This window comes from Salegentibacter salinarum, assembly GCF_900168115.1.
Classification (GTDB): Bacteria; Bacteroidota; Bacteroidia; order Flavobacteriales; family Flavobacteriaceae; genus Salegentibacter; species Salegentibacter salinarum.
Genome location: NZ_FUZC01000018.1, coordinates 21,871 through 43,922 on the forward strand (window position 1 = coordinate 21,871; position 22,052 = coordinate 43,922).

General features: G+C 37.8%; 17 protein-coding genes. 8 read left to right on the forward strand and 9 right to left on the reverse strand.

Features of this window, described 5'->3' with window-relative positions; translation table 11 throughout:
* Positions 1-125: 125 nt before the first annotated feature.
* Positions 126-2,012 (reverse strand): molecular chaperone HtpG, encoded by a 1,887-nt coding sequence (gene htpG / locus B5X53_RS16380; RefSeq protein ID WP_079714309.1) that lies wholly within the window; start codon positions 2,010-2,012, stop codon positions 126-128.
* A 226-nt stretch (positions 2,013-2,238) separates the two neighbouring features.
* Between htpG and B5X53_RS16385 the strand changes: the two genes are divergently transcribed.
* Both B5X53_RS16385 and B5X53_RS16390 read left to right on the forward strand, forming a co-directional pair.
* Positions 2,239-2,910, forward strand: a complete 672-nt coding sequence (locus tag B5X53_RS16385) for a TetR family transcriptional regulator C-terminal domain-containing protein (protein WP_079714310.1) — start codon at positions 2,239-2,241, stop codon at positions 2,908-2,910.
* 20 nt (positions 2,911-2,930) lie between these two features.
* A complete protein-coding gene (locus B5X53_RS16390) occupies positions 2,931-4,241 on the forward strand; it encodes an ABC1 kinase family protein (RefSeq protein ID WP_079714311.1) in 1,311 nt (436 codons plus the stop codon).
* 256 nt (positions 4,242-4,497) lie between these two features.
* Here the strand turns inward: B5X53_RS16390 and B5X53_RS16395 are convergent, their stop codons facing one another.
* Positions 4,498-6,966, reverse strand: coding sequence for a S9 family peptidase (locus B5X53_RS16395; protein WP_079714312.1), 2,469 nt, complete (start codon positions 6,964-6,966; stop codon positions 4,498-4,500).
* Positions 6,967-7,105: 139 nt separating this feature from the next.
* On the opposite strand from B5X53_RS16395, the gene B5X53_RS16400 reads away from it, so the two are divergent.
* Entirely contained in the window at positions 7,106-8,116 is a 1,011-nt protein-coding gene (locus B5X53_RS16400) for a 3-oxoacyl-ACP synthase III family protein (RefSeq protein WP_079714313.1), read from the forward strand.
* A gap of 188 nt (positions 8,117-8,304) precedes the next feature.
* Here B5X53_RS16400 and B5X53_RS16405 read toward each other — a convergent pair whose 3' ends face one another.
* The 3 genes from B5X53_RS16405 to B5X53_RS16415 form a co-directional block, all read right to left on the reverse strand.
* A complete protein-coding gene (locus B5X53_RS16405; RefSeq protein WP_079714314.1) occupies positions 8,305-8,499 on the reverse strand; it encodes a hypothetical protein in 195 nt (64 codons plus the stop codon).
* Positions 8,492-8,737, reverse strand: coding sequence for a putative signal transducing protein (locus tag B5X53_RS16410; RefSeq protein ID WP_079714315.1), 246 nt, complete (start codon positions 8,735-8,737; stop codon positions 8,492-8,494). The genes B5X53_RS16405 and B5X53_RS16410 overlap by 8 nt, the downstream gene beginning before the upstream one ends.
* A 77-nt stretch (positions 8,738-8,814) precedes the next feature.
* Positions 8,815-9,543, reverse strand: coding sequence for a hypothetical protein (locus B5X53_RS16415; protein ID WP_079714348.1), 729 nt, complete (start codon positions 9,541-9,543; stop codon positions 8,815-8,817).
* 217 nt (positions 9,544-9,760) lie between these two features.
* On the opposite strand from B5X53_RS16415, the gene B5X53_RS16420 reads away from it, so the two are divergent.
* Entirely contained in the window at positions 9,761-10,315 is a 555-nt protein-coding gene (locus B5X53_RS16420) for a fasciclin domain-containing protein (RefSeq protein ID WP_079714316.1), read from the forward strand.
* Between the two features lie 129 nt (positions 10,316-10,444).
* A complete protein-coding gene (locus B5X53_RS16425; protein WP_079714317.1) occupies positions 10,445-11,029 on the forward strand; it encodes a DUF4136 domain-containing protein in 585 nt (194 codons plus the stop codon).
* Positions 11,030-11,184: 155 nt separating this feature from the next.
* Here the strand turns inward: B5X53_RS16425 and pheT are convergent, their stop codons facing one another.
* Both pheT and recG read right to left on the reverse strand, forming a co-directional pair.
* Positions 11,185-13,611 carry a phenylalanine--tRNA ligase subunit beta gene (pheT, locus tag B5X53_RS16430; RefSeq protein ID WP_079714318.1) on the reverse strand — a complete coding sequence of 809 codons (2,427 nt, stop codon included), beginning with the start codon at positions 13,609-13,611 and terminating at the stop codon, positions 11,185-11,187.
* Between the two features lie 142 nt (positions 13,612-13,753).
* The gene (gene recG, locus B5X53_RS16435; RefSeq protein WP_079714319.1) at positions 13,754-15,853 is read right to left on the reverse strand and encodes an ATP-dependent DNA helicase RecG; all 2,100 of its coding nucleotides are present in this window, start codon (positions 15,851-15,853) and stop codon (positions 13,754-13,756) included.
* A gap of 119 nt (positions 15,854-15,972) precedes the next feature.
* Here recG and B5X53_RS16440 point away from each other — a divergent pair, with 119 nt between their 5' ends.
* Genes B5X53_RS16440 through B5X53_RS16450 form a run of 3 tightly spaced genes read left to right on the forward strand, consistent with a single transcriptional unit; the run spans position 15,973 to position 19,915 of the window.
* On the forward strand, positions 15,973-18,090 hold the full coding sequence (locus B5X53_RS16440) for a M1 family metallopeptidase (protein WP_079714320.1): 2,118 nt from the start codon (positions 15,973-15,975) through the stop codon (positions 18,088-18,090).
* A complete protein-coding gene (locus B5X53_RS16445) occupies positions 18,090-18,992 on the forward strand; it encodes a patatin-like phospholipase family protein (RefSeq protein WP_079714321.1) in 903 nt (300 codons plus the stop codon). Before B5X53_RS16440 ends, B5X53_RS16445 begins: the two co-directional genes overlap by 1 nt.
* Positions 18,992-19,915: a patatin-like phospholipase family protein gene (locus B5X53_RS16450; RefSeq protein WP_079714322.1), complete on the forward strand. Its 924-nt coding sequence runs from the start codon at positions 18,992-18,994 to the stop codon at positions 19,913-19,915. The genes B5X53_RS16445 and B5X53_RS16450 overlap by 1 nt, the downstream gene beginning before the upstream one ends.
* Here the strand turns inward: B5X53_RS16450 and B5X53_RS16455 are convergent.
* Positions 19,912-20,433, reverse strand: a complete 522-nt coding sequence (locus tag B5X53_RS16455; RefSeq protein WP_079714323.1) for a DUF7935 family protein — start codon at positions 20,431-20,433, stop codon at positions 19,912-19,914. The genes B5X53_RS16450 and B5X53_RS16455 overlap by 4 nt on opposite strands.
* Positions 20,430-22,052 carry an FMN-binding glutamate synthase family protein gene (locus B5X53_RS16460; protein WP_079714324.1) on the reverse strand — a complete coding sequence of 541 codons (1,623 nt, stop codon included), beginning with the start codon at positions 22,050-22,052 and terminating at the stop codon, positions 20,430-20,432. Before B5X53_RS16460 ends, B5X53_RS16455 begins: the two co-directional genes overlap by 4 nt.

The window sequence follows — 22,052 nt, forward strand, 5'->3', positions numbered from 1 at the left end:
GGCCTGAAAAGTCTTGTTATCGTTAGTAGCTGTCCCTAAAAATGGTTCAGCTTTGATCCTGAAACAAGTTCAGGATGACTAATTCAACAGCTTTTCAGGCCTTTTTGAAATTTCCTATGCGGGAATTATTTTACCATATCAAAACTACGTTTTACGAAATTGGTTAGCTCTTCACCTTTAAGCAGGTTCTGAGATAATCTCGCAAGGTCTAAAGAATGCTTTATTAAGCGTTCCTGTTTCTTTTCGGTTTTGGTATTTAGGATATCAGAAATTAACGGGTGGTTGGTATTTACGACCAGATTATACATTTCTGGCATATTGCCCATTCCAAACATTCCACCGCCACCGGTTTGCTGCATTTCTTTCATACGGCGCATAAATTCCGGTTGTGTGATTAACAATGGCGCAGCATCGCTGTCCATCGCTTCCAGCTGAACGGTATATTTTTCCTTCGGAATTACTTTTTCAAAATCTTCTTTTAATTTCTCTTTCTCTTCTTCAGAAAGTTTAGAAATCTTCTCTTCGTCTTTTTTAATGAGGTTATCTACCTGATCTGAATCTACACGAACAAAAGTGATCTTTTCTTTTTCACCTTCCATCTTCTGAAGCAGGTGAGAAATAATTGGAGAATCTAATAACAGCACTTTATAAGCTTTGGCTTTTGCAGCTTCGATATAACTGTGTTGCTCGTCTTTATTAGAAGCATAAAGCACAACCAGATTTCCATCTTTGTCGGTTTGGTTGTCTTTTATTTTTTCCTGAAGTTCTTCAAAAGTGAAGTATTCATTCTCTACCGTCGGGTAAAGTGCAAATTTCTGAGCCTTTTCGTAGAATTTATCTTCAGAAAGCATTCCGTATTCAATAACGATTTTTATATCGTTCCATTTTTGCTCAAAATCCTCACGATTATTATTGAAAAGAGATTTTAGCTTATCGGCTACCTTACGGGTAATGTAGCTGGAGATCTTTTTCACAGCCCCATCTGCCTGAAGGTAAGAACGGGAAACGTTCAACGGGATATCAGGAGAATCAATTACCCCACGAAGCATGGTTAAAAATTCAGGTACAATTCCTTCAACATTATCGGTTACATAAACCTGGTTCTGATAAAGCTGAATTTTATCCTTCTGGATATTCATATCCTGCGTCATCTTAGGGAAATAAAGAATCCCGGTAAGATTAAACGGATAATCTACATTAAGGTGAATATGGAATAATGGCTCCTCGAACTGCATTGGGTACAATTCGCGGTAAAAACTCTTATAATCTTTATCCTCCAAATCGGTTGGCTGCTTGGTCCAGGCCGGTTCAGGATTATTGATAATATTATCTACGGTTTTGGTTTCCGCTTCAGCATCTTCCGGTGCGTCTTCCGGAAGAGGTAAAGTTTCTTCTTTAGTTCCAAATTTAATTGGGATTGGCATAAACTTGTTATACTTCACCAATAATTCCTGGATCCTGTTTTCTTCTAAAAACTCTTCATCTTCTTCGTTTATATGAAGAATGATTTCAGTTCCGCGTTCTTGTTTGTCGGAATCTCCAAGAGTGAACTCGGTTGTTCCTTCACAAACCCAATGCGCTGCAGGTTCGTCTTTGTAAGATTTGGTAATGATCTCTACCTTATTAGCGACCATAAAGGCTGAGTAGAACCCAAGTCCAAAATGGCCTATAATTCCGCTGTCTTTAGCAGAATCTTTATATTTCTCAAGGAATTCTTCAGCGCCAGAGAAAGCTACCTCGTTGATGTATTTCTCAACTTCTTCTTTGGTCATTCCAACTCCCTGGTCTATTACGTGGAGTTTTTTTCCTTCCTTGTCTACTTTTACCTCAATTACCGGGTTACCGTATTTTACATCGGTTTCCCCAATATCGGTAAGGTGTTTTAATTTTAAAGTCGCATCTGTTGCGTTTGAAATCAATTCCCTTAAGAAGATTTCATGATCACTGTAAAGAAACTTCTTTATCAGTGGGAAAATGTTCTCTACAGAGACATTAATTTTTCCGGTTGCCATATATTTTCGTTTTTAATACTATTTATTGTTGCTTACCTACAGTCAAAAAAAATACCATTAAAACTCCGCTGACAAACTGGCATAGCTTGTAATTAATAAAATATTTTCTCGTCTAAACTTCTGAATTGCAATTTTAATAGACAGAGATATTTTTAACAAACATTTTGTTTAATATTATGAATTAAAACTTAAACAAAATACTATCTTTGGAAAACAAATAAAAGTTATGGCCACAACCAGTAAAAAAACAACGACTAAAAAGGTTTTAGACAAGGATAAGCTTATTGCAATGTATATGGATTATGTTTTGGAGCAAGAGCATAGACCTAAAACCGTTTATAAGTTTTGTAAGGAGAATAAGATTAAGGAAGAGGAATTCTATAATTTCTACGGAAGTTTTGAAGGATTGCAAAAAGGAATTTGGGAACGTTTTTATGAGCATACAATGAATGCGATTAATAAAAGCCCTGAATTTGAAAGTTTCTCCAATAGAGAAAAAATGCTCACTTTCTATTACACATTCTTTGAAATGCTTACCGCAAATAGAAGTTATGTGTTGTTCTCATTAAAAGAACACGAAAGCCAGTTGAAAAATCTTCAGCAATTAAAAGGTGTGAGAAAAAACGTGAAATCTTTCGCCACGGAACTTATTCAGGATGGAAATTCGGATAAGGCGATCTCAGCATTACAACAGTCAGAAAAAGTATTTTCTGAAGCCACCTGGGTACAATTGATGTTTTTAATGAAATTTTGGATGGATGATAATTCTCCCCAATTTGAAAGCACCGATGTTGCAATAGAAAAATCGGTTAATACTGTTTTTGATGTGTTTGATAATACCCCGCTGGAAAGGGTTATAGATTTAGGAAAATTCCTCTGGAAAGAAAAAATGGCTTAATAAAGTCTACCCCAATTACCATGAAAACAATAGATAACATCCCAACGGGCAAAATTGGCCGAACTTCGAAACTGGTGCAAACCGGGGTGAAGTTAGGAGGCAATTACCTTAAATATTACAGTAAAAGAGCTTTTGATTCTGAACTTACCCGCGATGAATTAGACCAAAGCAATGCCGATGATATTTACGATGGCCTTAAGAGCCTGAAAGGGAGCGCGCTTAAAGTAGCTCAAATGCTTTCAATGGAAAAGAGCCTTTTGCCAAACGCCTATGTAGAGAAGTTCAGCCTGGCGCAATTTAGTGTGCCACCGCTATCTGCACCTTTGGTAAGAAAAACTTTTAAGAAATATAACGGAGCCTACCCTGAAGAATTGTACGATAAATTTGCTTCAGAATCTGTGAATGCGGCCAGTATTGGTCAGGTTCACAGAGCCGAAAAAGATGGGAAAAAACTTGCTGTGAAAATCCAATATCCCGGCGTAGCAGATAGTATAAGTTCAGACCTTGCAATGGTAAAACCTATTGCTACCAGGATGTTTAACCTTCAGGGTAAGGATTCCGCTAAGTATTTTAAAGAAGTTGAAGGAAAACTTTTAGAGGAAACTGATTATATTTTGGAAGTAAAACAGAGTAAAGAAATTTCTGAAGCCTGTGCGCATATTCCAAACCTGAAGTTTCCGAGATATTACGAAGATCTATCTAGTGAGCGAATTATCACTATGGATTGGATGGACGGTAAGCACCTTAGTGAATTTGCTAAGGAAAATAAGGATCAGGAGAAAGCAAATAAAGTAGGGCAGGCGCTTTGGGACTTTTATATGTATCAAATGCATGGCTTAAAAGAAGTACATGCCGATCCTCACCCGGGAAACTTCCTGATTGATAAAAATGCTAATCTTATCGCCATAGATTTTGGTTGCATAAAGCAGGTTCCTGAAGATTTCTATGTGCCTTATTTTGAACTGGCAAAAAAAGAAAATATTAATAATCCTGAATTTTTCAACGAGAAATTATTTGAATTGGAAATATTAAGGAAAGATGATTCTGAGCGGGAAATCAAATATTTTTCAGAATTATTTTATCAAATGCTGAATTTATTTACGAGTCCGTTTCACGAAGAAACTTTTGATTTTGCCGATGAAACATTTTGGAATTCAATAACAGCATTGAGCGAAAAATACAGTAAAGATACCGAATTGCGAAAAATGAACGGAAACCGGGGGAGCAAACATTTCCTTTACATCAACAGAACATTTTTCGGTCTATATAATTTATTACACGATCTTGAGGCTAAGATCGAGGTGAACAAGTTCCGCGATTATATGTCATAATTGTTGGTTTTATTTATTGGTTAGGTTGTGGAAAAGCGTTATTACCGTCCCTGGTAATGGCGCTTTTCCTGTTTTAAAAACTAAGGACATTTAAAATAAAAAGGCTGTTTGAAAAGTTTTTAAAAACGTCATCCTGAATTTATTTCAGGATCTAACAAGTTGATTACTGTACTCATGTTAGAAGCTGAAACAAGTTCAGCCTGACGGATAAAAACACCTCTCAAACAGCCTAAATAAGCTTATTACAACTTAGAATTTAATCTTTCAATTCTGCGGAAGTTTCAATGTCTCCAGATTCTTCTTTATTTTTTACATATTTCTCCAACCATTGGTCCTGTTCCCAAAGCACGTGTAAAACAGATTCTTTGGCGCTGTAACCGTGGCTTTCTTTTGGTAACATTACCAAACGTGCGGTTGCTCCAAGACCTTTAAGCGCATTAAAATAGCGCTCACTTTGCATTGGGTAAGTTCCTGAGTTGTTATCGGCCTCCCCGTGAATTAACAACAACGGAGTTTTCATTTTTTCAGCGTGCATAAAAGGAGACATATTGTAATACACCTCCGGTGCTTCCCAATAATTTCTTTCTTCACTCTGGAAACCAAAGGGGGTTAGCGTTCTGTTATAAGCACCACTTCTGGCAATTCCCGCAGCAAAAAGATCAGAATGTGATAACAGGTTAGCAGTCATAAAGGCACCGTAACTGTGCCCGCCAACCGCAACACGGTCACGATCAACATAGCCTTTTTCTGCAACAGCGTCAATGGCAGCTTTTCCGTTAGCAACCAATTGTTTTCTAAAACTATCGTTTGGTTCTTCTTCGCCTTCTCCAATAATTGGAAAGGATGCGTCATCCAACACCACATAACCACGGTTAACCCAGTAGATTGGAGAACCATAATAAGGATAGGTAAAATCATTAGCGTTAGATGTATTCTGAGATGCCGAATTTTTATCCTTGTATTCTCTAGGATAGGCCCAAACGATCATAGGATGTTCTTCGGGGTTTTCTTTATCGAAACCTGCAGGAAGATACAGGGTCCCGTTTAGTTCCAGGCCATCTTCACGCTCGTAAGTAATTACTTCTTTACTTACGTTTTCAAGACTTTTAAAAGGGTTTTCAAAAGAAGTGATTTGTGTAAGATCTTCATTATCGTCTATATCCCGAATATAATAATTTGGATATTCGGTTGCCGATTCTATTCTTACCAGAATTTCACCGTCTTCAATATCTAAAGCTTCAACAAGAGTTTCTTTTTTATCGTTGTATTCAGATCGATATAAACGTTCGGTTTCACCATCTTCTAGATCAATTTTATCGGCAAATGGAAACTGCCCTTCTTCGGTATAACCTGCACCAAGTAAAAATGCATCTTCCCCGTCTAATTTCAGTACGTTTTGACCGTATTCATTTTTAGTGGTTACAAATCTTCCGGGGTCACTGTAACGATCCTGGTAATTTCTGTCAAAAATCACTTCAGGTTCTTCTGAAGCATCGGACGGATTAAATACATAGGTTCGGGTATTTCTTGTATTCCACCAGTAGTCATCGACTAAAGCAATTTCATCGTTCCCCCAGGTAATACCAGAAAAACGATCTTTAGTTTTAAACATTGATTTTCCTTCGCCTTCGAAAGGAGCTTCTAATATATAAACTTCATCCCTGTAATCTACTTCAATTTCAGGATCACCTTCATCTAAAGCTTTTACGTAAACCAATGTGGCCGGTTTGTCGTTTCTCCATTGCACACTTCTTCTACCGGTTTGAGTAGACATAAAACCTTGGGGTAGATCTTCTAATAAAGGCTCATCATTTACCTGGTTTACCAGCTCGCCGGAAAGTGTATAAATGTTTGTTTCTGAAGGAAATCTGTAATAAGGAACTAAATATGAAAACGGTTTTTTAATGTGATTCACCATTACATATTCACCGTTGGGAGAGAAGGAAACGCTGCTGTACATTTTAGCGTCCATCCATTTTTCTGAAGTGCCGTCTAAATTTACTTTCACCAATTCTGAACGCGCTAATTGTTCAAAGTTATATTCATCGTTAGGATTTTTAAGCAAATCCTGGTATGTACGGTTTTGCGCTTCTTTCCCGTCGCTCACAGAAATTGTTGGCCCGGTAGGAACAGCGGTTTCAGTATCAATTAGATCTTTACGATCTTCCGGAAGCATTTTTACTAAAACCGAAGCATTGTCTTTAAACCAGTTAACCACATTCCGCATATTCGCGTTGAGGTTGGCTTCGGTTAGTTTTCGCGCCTGTGCATTTTCCACTTCCAAAACCCAAAGTTCTACGCCGGTATTGGTGGTGTGGGTAAAAGCAATTTTAGATTCATCTGGAGACCAGCTAAAATTAGATAAACGCGGATTTTCCGGAAGTCCTGTGACCTGCATTGGTGTTTCAGCATCTATGGGTTTTACTTCCAGATTATTAAAATAAGTAGCACGGCTGCTAATATTAGTTACAGGATTAATTCTTAATCCGCCCAGTCTTAATTCTTGTTCGCTCAGTTCAGCAATAGATTTATATTGATCGCGATATAAAAAAATCATCATTTCGCCATCACTATCTAAAATTGTCGAAGGCGCTAAAGGTACATCTACCAAATCCAGGATCTCCTGTGGTGGTTTTTGATAGGTTAAATTTTCCTGGGCAAAAAGCGCCGGAAAACTTAGCAAAAGGCTAAAAAGGCTAAAAATGCTTAAAATAATTTTTCTCATAAAATTGTGGTTTTAGGAAATGAAAATAAAAATGCGTCTTAATCGCAGTCATGCTAATCTTTAGTATATTGCGAACCCATTTTTTATTAAATGCTTAAATTGAAATTGAATAAGGTCTAAATATACTAAACAATAGAATATGTATCAATCTAAAATAGCCGGAGTTGGGAGTTACGTGCCAGAAAATGTTGTTACGAATGATGATTTGGCTCAAAGAATGGATACCAACGACGAATGGATTCAGGAAAGAACCGGTATCAAAGAACGCCGACATATTAAAAAAGGCGATGGAAATTCTACGGCAATAATGGGCGTAAAAGCGGCTAGAATTGCTATTGAACGTGCTAAAATTGATAAAGACGATATCGACCTGATAGTTTTTGCAACCCTGAGCCCAGACTATTATTTCCCAGGTTGTGGTGTACAGGTTCAGGAAATGTTAGATATAGAAACCTGCCCGGCTTTAGATGTGAGAAATCAGTGCAGCGGATTTATCTATGCGCTTTCTACTGCCGATCAATTTATTAAAACCGGAATGTATAAAAACGTGCTGGTTATTGGAAGTGAGAACCACAGCGGTGGACTCGATTTTACCACTCGTGGCCGATCCGTTTCTGTGATTTTTGGCGATGGAGCAGGAGCAGTGGTTTTAACCCGAAGCGACCATAATGGTGAAGGAATTCTTTCTACCCATTTACATTCTGAAGGAAAACACGCTTTAGAACTTTCTTTAAAAGGCCCAAGTACAGAGCACTGGGTTCCTGAAATTATTGCTGAAAATCCTCAGGGAGACGATATTCCTTATTATCCTTATATGAATGGGCAGTTTGTTTTCAAAAATGCCATTCAGCGTTTTTCTGAAGTAATCATGGAAGGCTTAAAAGCCAACGGGCTCGAAGTAAAGGATATTGATATGTTGATCCCACACCAGGCGAATTTGCGTATTTCACAATACGTCCAGCAAAAATTTAAACTCAGTGACGAGCAGGTTCATAATAATATTCAGAAATATGGTAACACTACTGCGGCATCTATTCCTATTGCTCTATGCGAAGCCTGGGAGCAGGGAAAAATTAAAAATGAAGATATAGTGGTGCTGGCAGCCTTTGGTAGCGGATTCACCTGGGCAAGCGCAGTGATTAGCTGGTAAGGAAAATTGATTAAAATAAAAAAATAGGTGCTCTCAAAAGTCTAGTTTCGTCAAGCTGAACTGGTTTCAGCTTCTAACATGTTTTTATTATCAACATCTTGGATTCTGAAATGAATTCAGAATGAGGCTTTATTTTTTCAGACCACCTCTCTTTTTAATGAATACTACGTGATTCAGTTTGATTCTCTTTAAACTTTTCTGAAATACCGGAATAGATCATAGAGCCCAAAAACAATAAAACCTACTGCAAGCACCGAACCAAAATTATCGGTTTCCTCTGCGGTTAGGTGCGAATAGAGCCGGTAAACTCCATAAACCAGAAATAGAATTCCCAGTATTAAATACCATTTATTACGTCTTCCTCCTTCTTTGAGGTTACTCATCTTTAAAGTCTTTTGGGAAAGTGGTTTTAGCAATTTTTAAAGCTTCATCATAATGATTTTTAACTACAAAAAGTTGTACCTGCCCTCGCAAGCCACCGCCAAACCCGGCCCGTAATCCTGAATCAAAATCGTTTCTAACCCGGGAAGAAATGTTGGCTTTATCAAATAATTCCTGTAAATATTGTACGTTGGGTTCCGAACCCGTATATACTCTTTCGTAAGATTCGTCTGAACTCATATTTAATAGTTTTTAGTCCTATCTAAAATACGAAGAACAATATAGCTTACAGGGTATTTTATACTGAGTTTAACGTTCTACGCGTTATAATATTTACTTCGCCAGATTGCGGAACTAAAATTCTTTCCTTTTTTAAATCCGTAGAAAATGGCAAGCCCTGCCACCCATTTAAAAACAAAGAAGAAAATCATAAAAAATTGGGTTGTGGTTTGCTGTGGCGAGAAAAGTCCGTCAGGAATTAAGAGTGCGAGTATAAAGCTTAGCACCAGCAGGGAACCAATAAAATTCTCAAGATGTCTAAACGGCCACATTAATAATTTTCTAAGAGGATGCAGGTCATTGCCCCATTTGTGAATCAGGTAAAAATAATCGTTCCCCATAGGAGCAAAAAGCAAGGGATCATCAGCATTTTCGAGTTTAAAAAGCTTAGACGGCGCAACTATTTTAAAACCTTTCAGGCTAATTTGTTGTTCTTTTTCAATAGCCTTAATCCTGCTCACGGCTTCATAAGGAATTTCACCTTTAAAATAACCGCTGTCTAAGAATCGCAATCGATAATCAATACAAAGCTTTTCAATATCTGAAAGGTGAAAAATTCTATTGCTTTCTAATAAATCAAGATTAAAATTGTTATTTCCGGCACTTCCGCTGTGAATTTCTTCGAGAATTTTATCGGCTTTTACAGCTTCCTGCTCAAAAATTTCCTGTACCTGTTGCAAAACATTTTCGGAAGAAATTCTTTGTTTTCGGGATTTATATAACTGCTCTTCCAGATTAGTGCGGCGCAAGGCTAACTTCAACTTCATTTTCTTTTTCTTTAGCATCTATCACTAAATTAAGTAATTAAGATGATTCATCCAATCCATTTTTTCACTGAGTTGATGTTAAAGCTATCATAATTGGTTAAATTTAAAAACTGTTTAACTAAAATAGAATTAAATTAGACAAAAATTAGATTAAGAGGTCTCTAAAAAAAATGATAGAGTTCTTTTCATCTAATTAAACACTTAAAAAATAATTATTATGAGAAAATTAAAACACCTGGGAATTCTTTGTTTCCTATTTATTGGAGGGACTTTAATGGCCCAAAACGGATCAACAATGGTCGGCGGAGCAGAAATGTCCCCCCGCAAAAATATTGTGGAAAACGCATCACAATCTAGTGATCATACAACTTTGGTAGCTGCGGTAAAAGCTGCCGGTTTGGTAGAAACTTTACAGGGTGATGGTCCCTTCACCGTTTTTGCTCCTACCAATGCAGCTTTTGAAAAATTGCCTGCCGGAACTGTGGAAGCGCTATTGAAACCGGAGAATAAAGAAAAACTACAAGCAGTACTTACTTACCACGTAATAGCCGGTAACTTTAGTGCTGACGATGTGGTAGCAGCAATTAAAGAAGCTGACGGAAAAGCTACTTTTGAAACCGTAAGCGGAGGAAAACTCTATGCTATGATGGAAGATGGAAAAGTGAAACTGAAAGATGCCTCAGGAAATGTTGCAACGGTAACCATTGCGAATGTAAACCAGTCAAACGGAGTTATTCACGTAATTGATACTGTAGTATTACCTGGGAAATAAATTGTTATTAAAAAAGAAAACTTAAGAGCGGTCTAAATGGCCGCTCTTGTTTGTTAATTAAATATCAATTAGGAAATATCCTTTTTCTAAGAATAAAGGAAGACTTATTTTCATTCAAAATTGAAACCTATGAAGAAATTAAAACTTTTTATTACCACAATTACTGCAGCTGCTTTTCTGATGTCATGTGGCTCTGGAAGCAATATCTCTAAAGATTCTGCCAGGAAATTAAAAAACTACGACACCTATTCTTATTTGCCAAATCAGGACACTATTTTGAATCGGGATTATGATAATGATCGCGTGCACGAAGTTATTATCTCTACCATAAATAATAATATGTCCAGCGAGGATTTTGCAATAGATAACCGTCAACCGGATGTGTTGATTTATGTGCACACTATGTTTGATGAAAAGGTAGATGTGAACGCGAATCCTGTGTACACCAATTTTTCATATTATCGCCCGGGACTTTATATAGGGCCATATTATGAAGATTACACCTACGAGAATTATTTTACGATTCAGCGTATTGGGGCCGATGATGCCGTTAAACAATTACCTTATAAAGAAAAGTCTATCGTTATAGATTTTATAGACCGCAGAACCAATCAAATCTTATGGCGTGGAACAGCCGATGAGGAAATTGGGTCAAGACGATTAGAAAGAGATCTAAGAAATTATGTAGACGAAATCTTTAAAAAGTTTCCATAATTTTTAAGCTGAAGATAAAAATTGGCTGTTTAATTTCAATCTTGTAGCACGTCAACCTGAATTTATTTCAGGTTGTAATTAGATTTAAGTTAGACTCGGAAACAAGTTCAGAGTGACGTTACCTAATGGATTCAAACAGCCAATTTTATATATAATTACCTCAATTCAGCCTGAAGTTCATCTTCAAACTTTTGCTGAAGTTTTTTCATCATTTTATCTACCTGCTTATCGGTAAGGGTTTTATTTTCGTCCTGAAACTTAAAACTCACTGCATAACTTTTCTTGCCTTCAGGAAGATTTTTTCCCTGGTAGACATCAAAAAGATCAACTTCCTTTAAAAGTTTTTTCTCCGTTTTTAAAGCGATTTCCTCAATTTGATCGTAAGAAATATTATTATCCAGCAATAAGGCAAAATCACGTCTCACGGCAGGATATTTAGGAATTGTGCTAAAATTGGTTTTCCTGGTTTTTACGACTTCCAATAAAGCATCCCAGTTAATATCGGCATAAAGTACTTCCTGTTCAATATCAAAATGCTTTAATACCTTTTTGCGAATCACTCCAAAAGAAATCAGGTTGTTCTTTGCTGAAGAAAATATAAGTCCTTCAGAAAACACATCAGATTTTACTGCGGAAGGCTTTAAATTTTCAATCCCAAATCTTTGAAAAATTGACTGAATTACTCCTTTCAATAAAAAGAAATCTGTTTTGGCTGAAACTGAATTCCAACGTTCGGCATTTCGGTTACCACTAATAAATATGGAGAGGTGTTTGTTTTCTACCCGGCTCCCGTTGAAATCGTGATAGGTTTTTCCGAATTCAAATAATTTAAGATCGCTGCGTTTCCTGTTAATGTTATAACTCACAGACTCCAGTCCCGAATACAACATAGATTGTCGCAAAACAGATAAATCCTGACTTAACGGATTTAGCATTTTTACATTCTGAGATTCTTTAATTTGTTCACTCAATTCAGAATAAGCCGGTGTTGTTAAAGAATTGGCCATAGTCTCATAAAAACCCTGACCCACCAACTGGTTGGCAATTATATTTTGAAGTTTATAATCTTCATATTTTGAAGAATTAGCAACTGAAGCATTTAGTTTTTCGCCAAATTTAATATTGTTATAGCCATAAACTCTTAAAATCTCCTCTATCACATCGGCTTCCCGCTGCACGTCTACACGATAAGAAGGAATGGTAAGTCCCATCCCGGTTTCGGTAACATTGTTTACCCTAATTTCAAGCGACGCAAGGATAGATTTTATAGTTTCTTCTTCAAGATTTTCCCCAATTAATTTATTCACTTTATCAAAGGTTAGGAAAACCTGGAAATCTTCAATTTTCTTAGGATAAAGATCATCAATATCACTGGTTACTTCGCCGCCGGCAATTTCTGTAATTAAAAGTGCAGCGCGTTTTAAAGCATATTCGGTAATGTTAGGATCAATTCCTCGTTCAAACCTAAAAGAAGCGTCGGTATTTAAAGCGTGTCGTTTTGCAGTTTTTCTTACGCTCACCGGATTGAAATAGGCACTTTCCAGGAAAATCTGGGTGGTTGCCTGGGTGACCCCGCTGGTAGCACCGCCAAAAACTCCTGCTATACAAAGCGGTTTTTCGGCATCACAAATCATTAAATCTTCTTCGTGAAGCTCTCTCTCTACTTCATCTAAAGTGGTAAATTTCGTTCCTTTTTCCAAGGTTTTTACATTGATTTCATTACCGGCAATTTTACCGGCATCAAATGCGTGTAAAGGCTGCCCAAGCTCGTGCATCACGTAATTGGTAGCATCTACCACGTTGTTTTTTGGGCCAAGACCTATTGCTTTTAATCTATTCTGAAGCCATTTTGGTGATTCTTCAACTTTAAGACCTGATATGGTAACGCCGCAATATCTTGGTGCCAGCGCCGAATCTTCTACCTGAATCTGGATTTTTAAGCTCCTGTTATCTACATGAAAACTACTAACTGAAGGAGTAATAAGTTCTAAATTCTTCCCCTGTTGGGTGTAACCTGCTTTTAGATCTCTGGCAACGCCCCAGTGGCTCATAGCATCGGCGCGGTTTGGAGTAAGGCCAATTTCAAAAACCTGGTCGTTTTCAACATCAAAAATTTCTGCTACGGGAGTTCCGGGAATTAGATCGTCTTGCATTACCATAATTCCTTCGTGGCTTTGGCCGAGTCCAAGTTCTTTTTCAGAACAAATCATTCCGTAACTGGCTTCACCTCTAATTTTTCCTTTCTTAATTGGCCAGGCTTCACCTTTTTCATCATAAAGCGTAGTGCCAATTGTTGCTACAGGAACTTTTTGTCCTGCGGCAATATTTGGTGCGCCGCAAACAATTTGTACCTGTTCGCCATTACCAAGATCTACGTTGGTGAGTTGTAATTTGTCAGCATTTGGATGACTTTTACATTCCAGTACATGACCAACAACTATACCTTCAAGACCACCTTTAATGCTTTGAAAAGGCTGTAAACCTTCTATCTCAAGGCCCAGATCGGTAAGTAATTCTCCCGTTTTTTCAGCATCTTCAGGAAGTTTAATAAATTGTTTAAGCCAGTTATATGAAATTTTCATGTCTCAATATTTTCAGTTCGCAAAGATAGTATTACGAATAGTTTTGGCATAATTTCAAATTTTAATTTTATGCCTTATTTTAGGTGACTGGAGAATTAAGAATTAGGGATCAAATTCATCATATTTTTAGGGAATCTTAAGCCTAACTAATATAATTCCAGATATTTTTATGTTTTGCCACCTGCCCGTAAGTAAAACGAAGCACTTTGTTCTTTTTCATAGAGAGGTTAGGGTCTTCTTTTAAGATCTTCATGGCGTGATAGCGAGCAGATTTTAATATCTGGTTGTCTTTTACAATATCTGCGATTTTCAGGTTTAAAACGCCACTTTGCTGCGTACCCATAATATCGCCGGGACCGCGTAATTTTAAATCGACTTCTGCAATTTCAAATCCGTCGTTGGTTGCGGTCATTGTTTCCAGCCTGGTTTTGCTATCATTAGATAATTTATGACCTGTCATTAAAATACAAAAACTCTGTTCAGCACCACGGCCTACACGACCCCGCAACTGGTGAAGTTGAGAAAGACCAAAACGTTCGGCGCTTTCAATGATCATAACACTTGCATTAGGCACATTCACACCCACTTCAATAACTGTGGTTGCTACCATAATTTGGGTTTCGCCGCTTACAAACCGATCCATTTCATAATCTTTAGCGTCCGATTTCATCTGGCCGTGAAGAATAGAAATTTGCATATCAGGAAATTCGCGTGCTATGCTTTCGTAACCGTCCATCAAATCTTTGTAATCCATTTTTTCAGATTCCTGGATTAAAGGATAGACCACATAAACCTGACGGCCTTTTTTAATCTCATCTTTTATAAAAGCGAAAACCTTGAGCCGGTTACTATCGTATCGATGAACGGTTTTAATTGGTTTTCTGCCCGGTGGCAATTCATCTATCACCGAAATATCCAAATCGCCATAAAGGCTCATAGCTAAAGTCCTAGGAATTGGTGTCGCAGTCATAACCAGAATGTGTGGTGGCACCTGATTTTTTCGCCATAATTTAGCCCGTTGAGCAACTCCAAAACGGTGTTGTTCGTCTATAACGGCCAGTCCTAAATTTTTAAACTGAACTTTATCTTCCAGCAAAGCATGGGTGCCAATAAGGATATCTATTTCGCCATTTTCGAGCTTTTCGTGAATTTCACGCCGTGCTTTTGTTTTGGAAGAACCGGTAAGTAAAAAAATATTAGTATCCAGATTTTTGCAGAGTTCTACGAGTCCGTTATAATGCTGAATTGCAAGGATTTCGGTGGGCGCCATAAGACAGGCCTGGAAGCCATTATCCAGGGCGATAAACATAGACATCAAGGCTACAATAGTTTTTCCTGAACCCACATCACCTTGTAACAAACGGTTCATTTGTGCGCCGCTTCCAAGATCTGCTCTAATTTCTTTAATCACCCGTTTTTGTGCACCGGTAAGTTCAAAAGGAAGGTGGTTGCTATAGAATTCGCTGAAATTTTGGCCGATTTCTTCAAAAACAAAACCTTTTATTTTTTGCTTCTGAAGCATATTTTTAATGAGCAATTGCAGCTGAATATAAAACAGTTCTTCAAACTTGAGCCGAAATTGAGCTTTGGTAAGCAAATCCTGGCTCTGCGGAAAATGAATATTAAAGACAGCTTCAGGCTTTGGGATTAGTTTTAATTCGGTAGTAATTTCTTCTGAAAGCGTTTCATAAAATTTCTCTTTGGTTTCAATAAAAAGCTGTTGCATCAGTTTATTGATAACCCGGTTGGTAATACCAGATTTCGCTAGTTTTTCGGTAGAAGGGTACACCGGTTGCATCGCGGTACGCAGTTGTTTTTTATATTCTTCAACCGGTTCCATCTCGGGGTGAGGCATACTAAAAAGTCCGTTGAACCAATTGGTTTTTCCGAAAATAACATAAGGTGTATTAATCTTCAAATTTTCCCGAATCCATTTCTGCCCACGAAACCAAACCAGTTCCATCTTTCCGGTATCATCAATAAAATCGGCGACCAGACGTTTTCCGCGTTTTTGATCTACAGATCTTATATGGGTGATCTTGCCTACAACCTGCACTTCAGCCGAATTTCTTTGCAACTCGTTTATTTTATAAAAACGGGTTTTGTCCAGGTAACGATTGGGAAAGAAATTTAAAAGATCCTGGTAGGTGTAAATGCCAAGTTCTTTACGCAGTAAATCTGCGCGGTTTGGGCCGACCCCTTTTAGATAATCTATGGGCGTTTGCAAAATATTGGCGTTCATGCAAACGAAGATATTAAAATCAGGTTTTTTAGGCTGAATTTCACTTAAAAATTAAACCTGAAATTTTCCGGGTTTAAATTTCTTCAGTTTTTGTAATTTGTGGGCCGTAGTTTTTAAATATGAAATATTCCTTTATCACCCTCCTTTTTTGTTGTAGCTGGAACTTTTATAGCCAGGCACCCATTGCAGATTCCCTCAATCAAGTTGAAAATATAGATTTTATAAAAGCTGATGCAGAAGTTTTTGTAAATCCGGCAAACAAAGAGGTTTGGGGTGAGATTGATTACGAGTTCAAAATTTTAAAAAGCATCGATTCCTTCTATGTTGATGCGCGCAATATGCATTTTGATGAGGTTTTGCTGAACGGGGAACCAAAAAACTTCAGGAATTCGCGAGCACGTATTTGGATAAAAAATGAAATAAACCATTCAGAGAATAATTCCCTTCAACTGAAATATTCAGTAGAACCAAAGGAAGCGGTGTATTTTATTAATTGGGATATTACCGATTCTATAAAGGCGCCAAAACAAATATGGACGCAGGGGCAGGGAAAATATACTTCTAACTGGTTGCCTTCTTTTGACGATCAGCGGGAAAAAGTAGAATTTAATATCACCTATCATTTTCCGAAGGATTTAGAATTGATGGCCAACGGAAAACTCACCGGCACATCTATAAATGATTCTTTAAGAGTTTGGAATTTTGATATGCAGCAGCCTATGAGCAGTTATTTACTGGCTTTTGCAGCAGGAAATTACGCGGTGGACGAAAACAAATCTGCTACAGGGGTTTCTTTGCAATATTTTATGCCGGTTTCAGAAAAAGAGAAAATGGAACCCACTTACCGGCACACCAAGAAGATTTTCGATTTTCTCGAGGATGAAATTGGGGTAGCTTATCCGTGGCAAAATTACAAGCAGGCACCCGTGCGCGATTTTCTTTATTCGGGAATGGAAAATACCACAGCCACTATTTTTGACCACGCTTTTATTACAGATTCTATTGGTTTTACAGACCGAAATTACGTGAGCGTCAACGCACACGAACTGGCCCACCAATGGTTTGGAAATTTAGTGACTGCTGAAACGAATAACGATCACTGGCTACATGAGGGATTTTCTACTTATTACGCACTGCTTGCCGAGCGTGAGGTTTTTGGAGATGATTATTATTACTGGCAACTTTATGAATCTGGGGAAAAACTCAAGGAAATAAGCGATAACGGAAAAGGTGAACCGGTTACTAAAGCCGGGGCAACATCGTTAACTTATTATCAAAAAGGAGCCTGGGTTTTGCATATTTTGCGTGAGCGAGTGGGAGATGAGGTGTTTAAAAAAGCGGTGAAAAATTATTTGGAACGCTACAAATTCAAAACCGCTACAACCGAGAATTTTATTGCTGAGGTTGAATCTGCCGCGAATGTAAGTCTGTCCGATTTTATGGCAAAATGGTTAAACCAAACCGCTTTTCAGGGTTTTGCAGCTTTAAATTCTTTAAAGAATTCAGAATTCATTCAAAATCATTTAAATATTCTGGCTCTTCGGGAAACAGCTTTAGAAAAAAAGGAAGAACTTTTAAGTGCAGAACTCGATTTCCCGGTAAGCGATTATACTGGTCAGGAAGTGGTTTATCAATTAGAAGGTGAAACTTCTGCCAGAGCTATAAATCTTTACAATAAAGCATTTGAAACAAACAACATGTATGTTCGCCAGGCTATTGCAACCAGTATGGAGAGAATTCCGCAGGAATTAAAATCAAAATTTGAATCTCTGCTCAATGATGAATCCTATGTTACTAAAGAAGCCGCTCTGCTTAAATTATGGATGAATTTTCCCCAGGAAGTTTCCACCTATTTAGATCAAACCAAAGGAATTGAAGGATTTACCAATAAAAATGTGCGTATGCTTTGGCTGACCTTAAACCTGGTGACACCAAATTATGAACCTGAGAAACAACAGGAAACATATAACGAACTTTCGGGTTATACCGCGGTTCATTTTCCCATTGCGGTTAGGGAAAATGCTTTTGGTTATTTATACCAGATAAATAGTTTTACCAATCAAAATCTGCTGGACCTGATGCAGGGAACACAACACCCAACTTACAGGTTTAGCAACTATTCACGGCAGTTATTAAATGAGCTGCTTAAAAACGAAGAATATCAGCAGAAATTCTTAGCTTTAGAGGATAGTCTTTCTCAAAAAGAGCTGGATTATTTGCAAACAAAACTCAATTAATGAGGGCATTGGTAATATCGGGAGGAGGCAGCAAAGGCGCTTTTGCCGGTGGGGTAGCCCAGTATTTAATTGAAGAATTACAACGCGATTACGAACTATATTTAGGAACTTCTACGGGGAGTTTACTTATTTCTCATCTTGCTTTAAATAAGTGTGAAAAGATAAAAGAAATTTATACTACGGTAAATCAAAGTAGTATTTTTAGTAATCGCCCTTTTCTTATAAAAAGGCGTCACGGCTACGATCAAATTAGCATAAATCACTTAAACGTACTTCTTAATTTTCTAAAAGGAAAAAAGACTTTTGGCGAAAGTAAAAACCTTAAAAAACTTATTGAAGCCACTTTAACCAAGGAAGAATTCTTGAGTTTACAGGCCGCTAAGAAGGATATTGTGGTAACGGTTTCTAATATCTCTTTAAATACGGTAGAATATAAATCGATTAAAGATTTTGAATACGAGGAGTTTTGTGAATGGATCTGGATTTCCTGTAATTACACTCCTTTTATGAGCCTTGTACAGAAAAATGGTTGCGAATATGCCGATGGTGGGTTGGGTACAATGGTGCCAATTGAAGAAGCTATAAAACGAGGCGCTACCCATATTGACGCGATTATTTTACAAACTGAAGCTACCTTTTATAATAGAATGCCTTCCAAGAACGTTTTTGGACTCATCACTAATTTGTTTCGATTTATGTTGGACAGGATCGAATCTCAAAATATTAAAATAGGGAAGTTTGCGGCTGCTAATAAAAATGTAACTATAAATTTTTACTACACGCCTACGGTATTGACTACCAATTCCCTTATTTTTGACGAAAAGCAAATGAAATCCTGGTGGAAAAGCGGTTATAAATTTGCCGAAGAAAAAAGCGAGGAAATTAATCAAATTGAACCTTAATGCGTGCACTGGTAATATCTGGCGGGGGCAGTAAAGGCGCCTTCGCAGGAGGCGTTGCTCAATATTTAATTCAGGAGGAGGGCAAGAAATACGATTTGTTTCTTGGTACTTCAACCGGGAGCTTGCTTATTCCGCATCTCGCGATGGGAAATATAGATAAGGTTTACGAGATCTACACCAACGTAAACCAGCGCAAGATTTTTAGCATTAATCCTTTTGTGGTTAAACGAAAAGAAGGAAGGGAGTATGTGACCATCAATTACTTTAATATGTTCTGGCAGTTTGTGCGGAAGAAAAGAACTTTTGGCGAAAGCCAAAACCTTAGAAAACATATAAAAAGAAATTTTTCTGAAGAAGATTTTGATAAGCTTAAAAACCAGGTTGAAGATGTAATTGTAACAGTTTCCAATTTATCCAAAAACCGCGTAGAATATAAGTCGATTAACGATTTTTCTTACGAAGATTTTTGCGACTGGATCTGGATAAGTTGTAATTATATTCCGTTTATGAGCCTTGCCAATAAAGACGGATTTGAATATGCCGATGGTGGTTTGGGTTGCGTGGTACCTATACGTGAAGCCATAAAACGCGGTGCAACTGAAGTTGATGCGATTATCCTTGAAGCCGAAAATATGGAATATAACAAAGTGCTGGGGAAAAATCCTTTTTCGTTAATGATCAACCTTTTTGGATTTTTACTGGACCAGGTAGAATACCACGATATTGTAGAAGGGAAGCTGGCCGCTTTAAACAAAAAAGTAAAACTGAATACTTATTACACTCCTACAAAACTGACTGAAAACTCACTGGTTTTCAACAAAAAATTAATGGGGGAATGGTGGCAGCAAGGTTACGACCACGCCAAGGAAAAACATATGCAATTCCTGGCAACCAAACGCAAAAGTTTCTTCGGATTATTCTAAATGAAGCGTTTTACTTCATTTTTTAAGTAAGCGATTGCAGCTTCAGTTGGAGATTGTTTTTCCATTAAATTCTTCAAAATTATCTCTCTTAATTTATCGGAATCAGTAACACTTTCCTGTTGGTTAGCTTTTCTAATAATTCCGATAGTAGCGTTTTTAGCCGTTTTAATATAATCCCAACATTCAACCGAAAGATAAATTTGCTGCGCCAGGTTATGTTCAAATTCCTGTTCAATTGTATTAATTAAGGCTCGTTCATAGGCTTCTTTATCATTAGAATTGGGTTTTACCCTGAATAAGAGTTTACCGGGAGAAATACGTTCTAAAAAGAGGGTCATTCTTTCGTACGCCTGTAATCTTAAAGGAAGCGAAGTTTTCTGATTTTCTCTATGTAAAAGAAAACGTCTTCTGTTTTCTTCATTTTTGTTATAGGAACTAAAAAAATAAAAGGCTACTACACCAACAATTAAAGCCGGTAAAATAGCTAAAAGTATTTGTGAAAGTTCTATCTGGTTCATTCGTTCTTATTATGGGGTGCGGTTTCTTCGGTTTCGGCTTCTTTGGTCGTTACTTCTTTTTGCTTATGAATTCCACCCAGATGAGGGCTATCCATATGCGTTTGAATACCCCCGAAAGGTACTTTTTCTTTGTGATATGCAAAAGTGATGGCCAGGGTTTTTGCTAGGTTCTTATCGCTTAAATTTATCTCCACATCGTCCATAGTAAATTGTGACGGATGCTCGTAACCACAGGCGTGTGTAATTTCTAAAAGCTCTTTTCTAAATTTGGTGAAATAGTAATTTACCCGCCGTGCTTTGTCTTTTACATTAATTCCCGCCTGCAACCATTTGTTTTGTGTAGCAACGCCGGTAGGGCAGGTGTTATTGTGGCAGGCCTGCGCCTGTATACAGCCAATACTCATCATTGCTTCCCGGGCCACGTTTATGCAATCGGCGCCAAGGGCAAAGGCCATTGCGGCTTTTGCGGGGAACCCGAGTTTCCCACTTCCAATAAAGACAATTCTATCGGTAATCCCTTCATTCAGAAATATTTTGTAAACATCGGTAAATGCGTAGATCCAAGGTAATGAAACGTGATCGGCAAAACTTGGAGGTGCGGCCCCGGTTCCGCCTTCGCCACCGTCAATAGTAATAAAATCGGGTCCCCTTTTCGTTTCAGCCATTAGCGTTGCGAGTTCTTCCCATTGATTTAACCTACCAACGGCCGATTTAATCCCAACCGGGAGGCCGGTCGCTTCAGCGATATCTTCAATAAAATCTACCAATTCTGGAATATTGTCGAAAGCAGAATGATTTGGAGGGGACAGAATGTCCTGCCCCATAGGAACGTGCCTAATTTCAGAAATCTCTTTAGTAATTTTTGAAGCAGGCAGCACGCCGCCTTTTCCAGGTTTTGCACCCTGCGAAAGTTTAATTTCAATAGCGCGGATTTGAGGATTCTCTTTTACAAGCGCCACCATCCTATCCATAGAAAAGTTTCCTTTTTCATCCCGAACTCCAAAATATCCGGTTCCAAAATGAAAAACCACGTCTGCTCCTTTTTGGTGATATTGCGACAGTCCGCCTTCCCCGGTATTGTGGTAGGCCCCGGCTTCTTTACAACCTGCGTTTAGAGATTCTATTGCCCTAGCTGAAAGTGAACCAAAGCTCATAGCCGAAACATTGATGATAGAGGCCGGTCTAAACGGACGTTTTCTTTTGTTAAATTCGCCCATCACTTTTGCACAGGCAATGAAATTTGGGTCTATTCTGTTCGGATGCTTTTCGTCCAGTTTATAAGGAATCATCGCGTTATTTATAAAAATATAATGCGTCGAAAAAATATCCTGATCGGTTCCAAAACCTTCGTAATTATTTTCATTTTTCGCAGAGGCATAAATCCAGCCGCGTTCTACCCGGTTAAATGGTAATTCTTCCCTGTTGCTGGCCACGATATACTGGCGTAATTCCGGACCAATTCCTTCTAAAAAATACCGCAAATGTCCCACCACGGGAAAATTATGTTTTATAGTATGTTCCCGATTGAAAAAAATATCTCTAATAGCAATTAAAACAATAACGATAAGAATCCATCCCCACCAGGGAATGCTCGCTAAAAAATCTAAAATGCTTTCCAT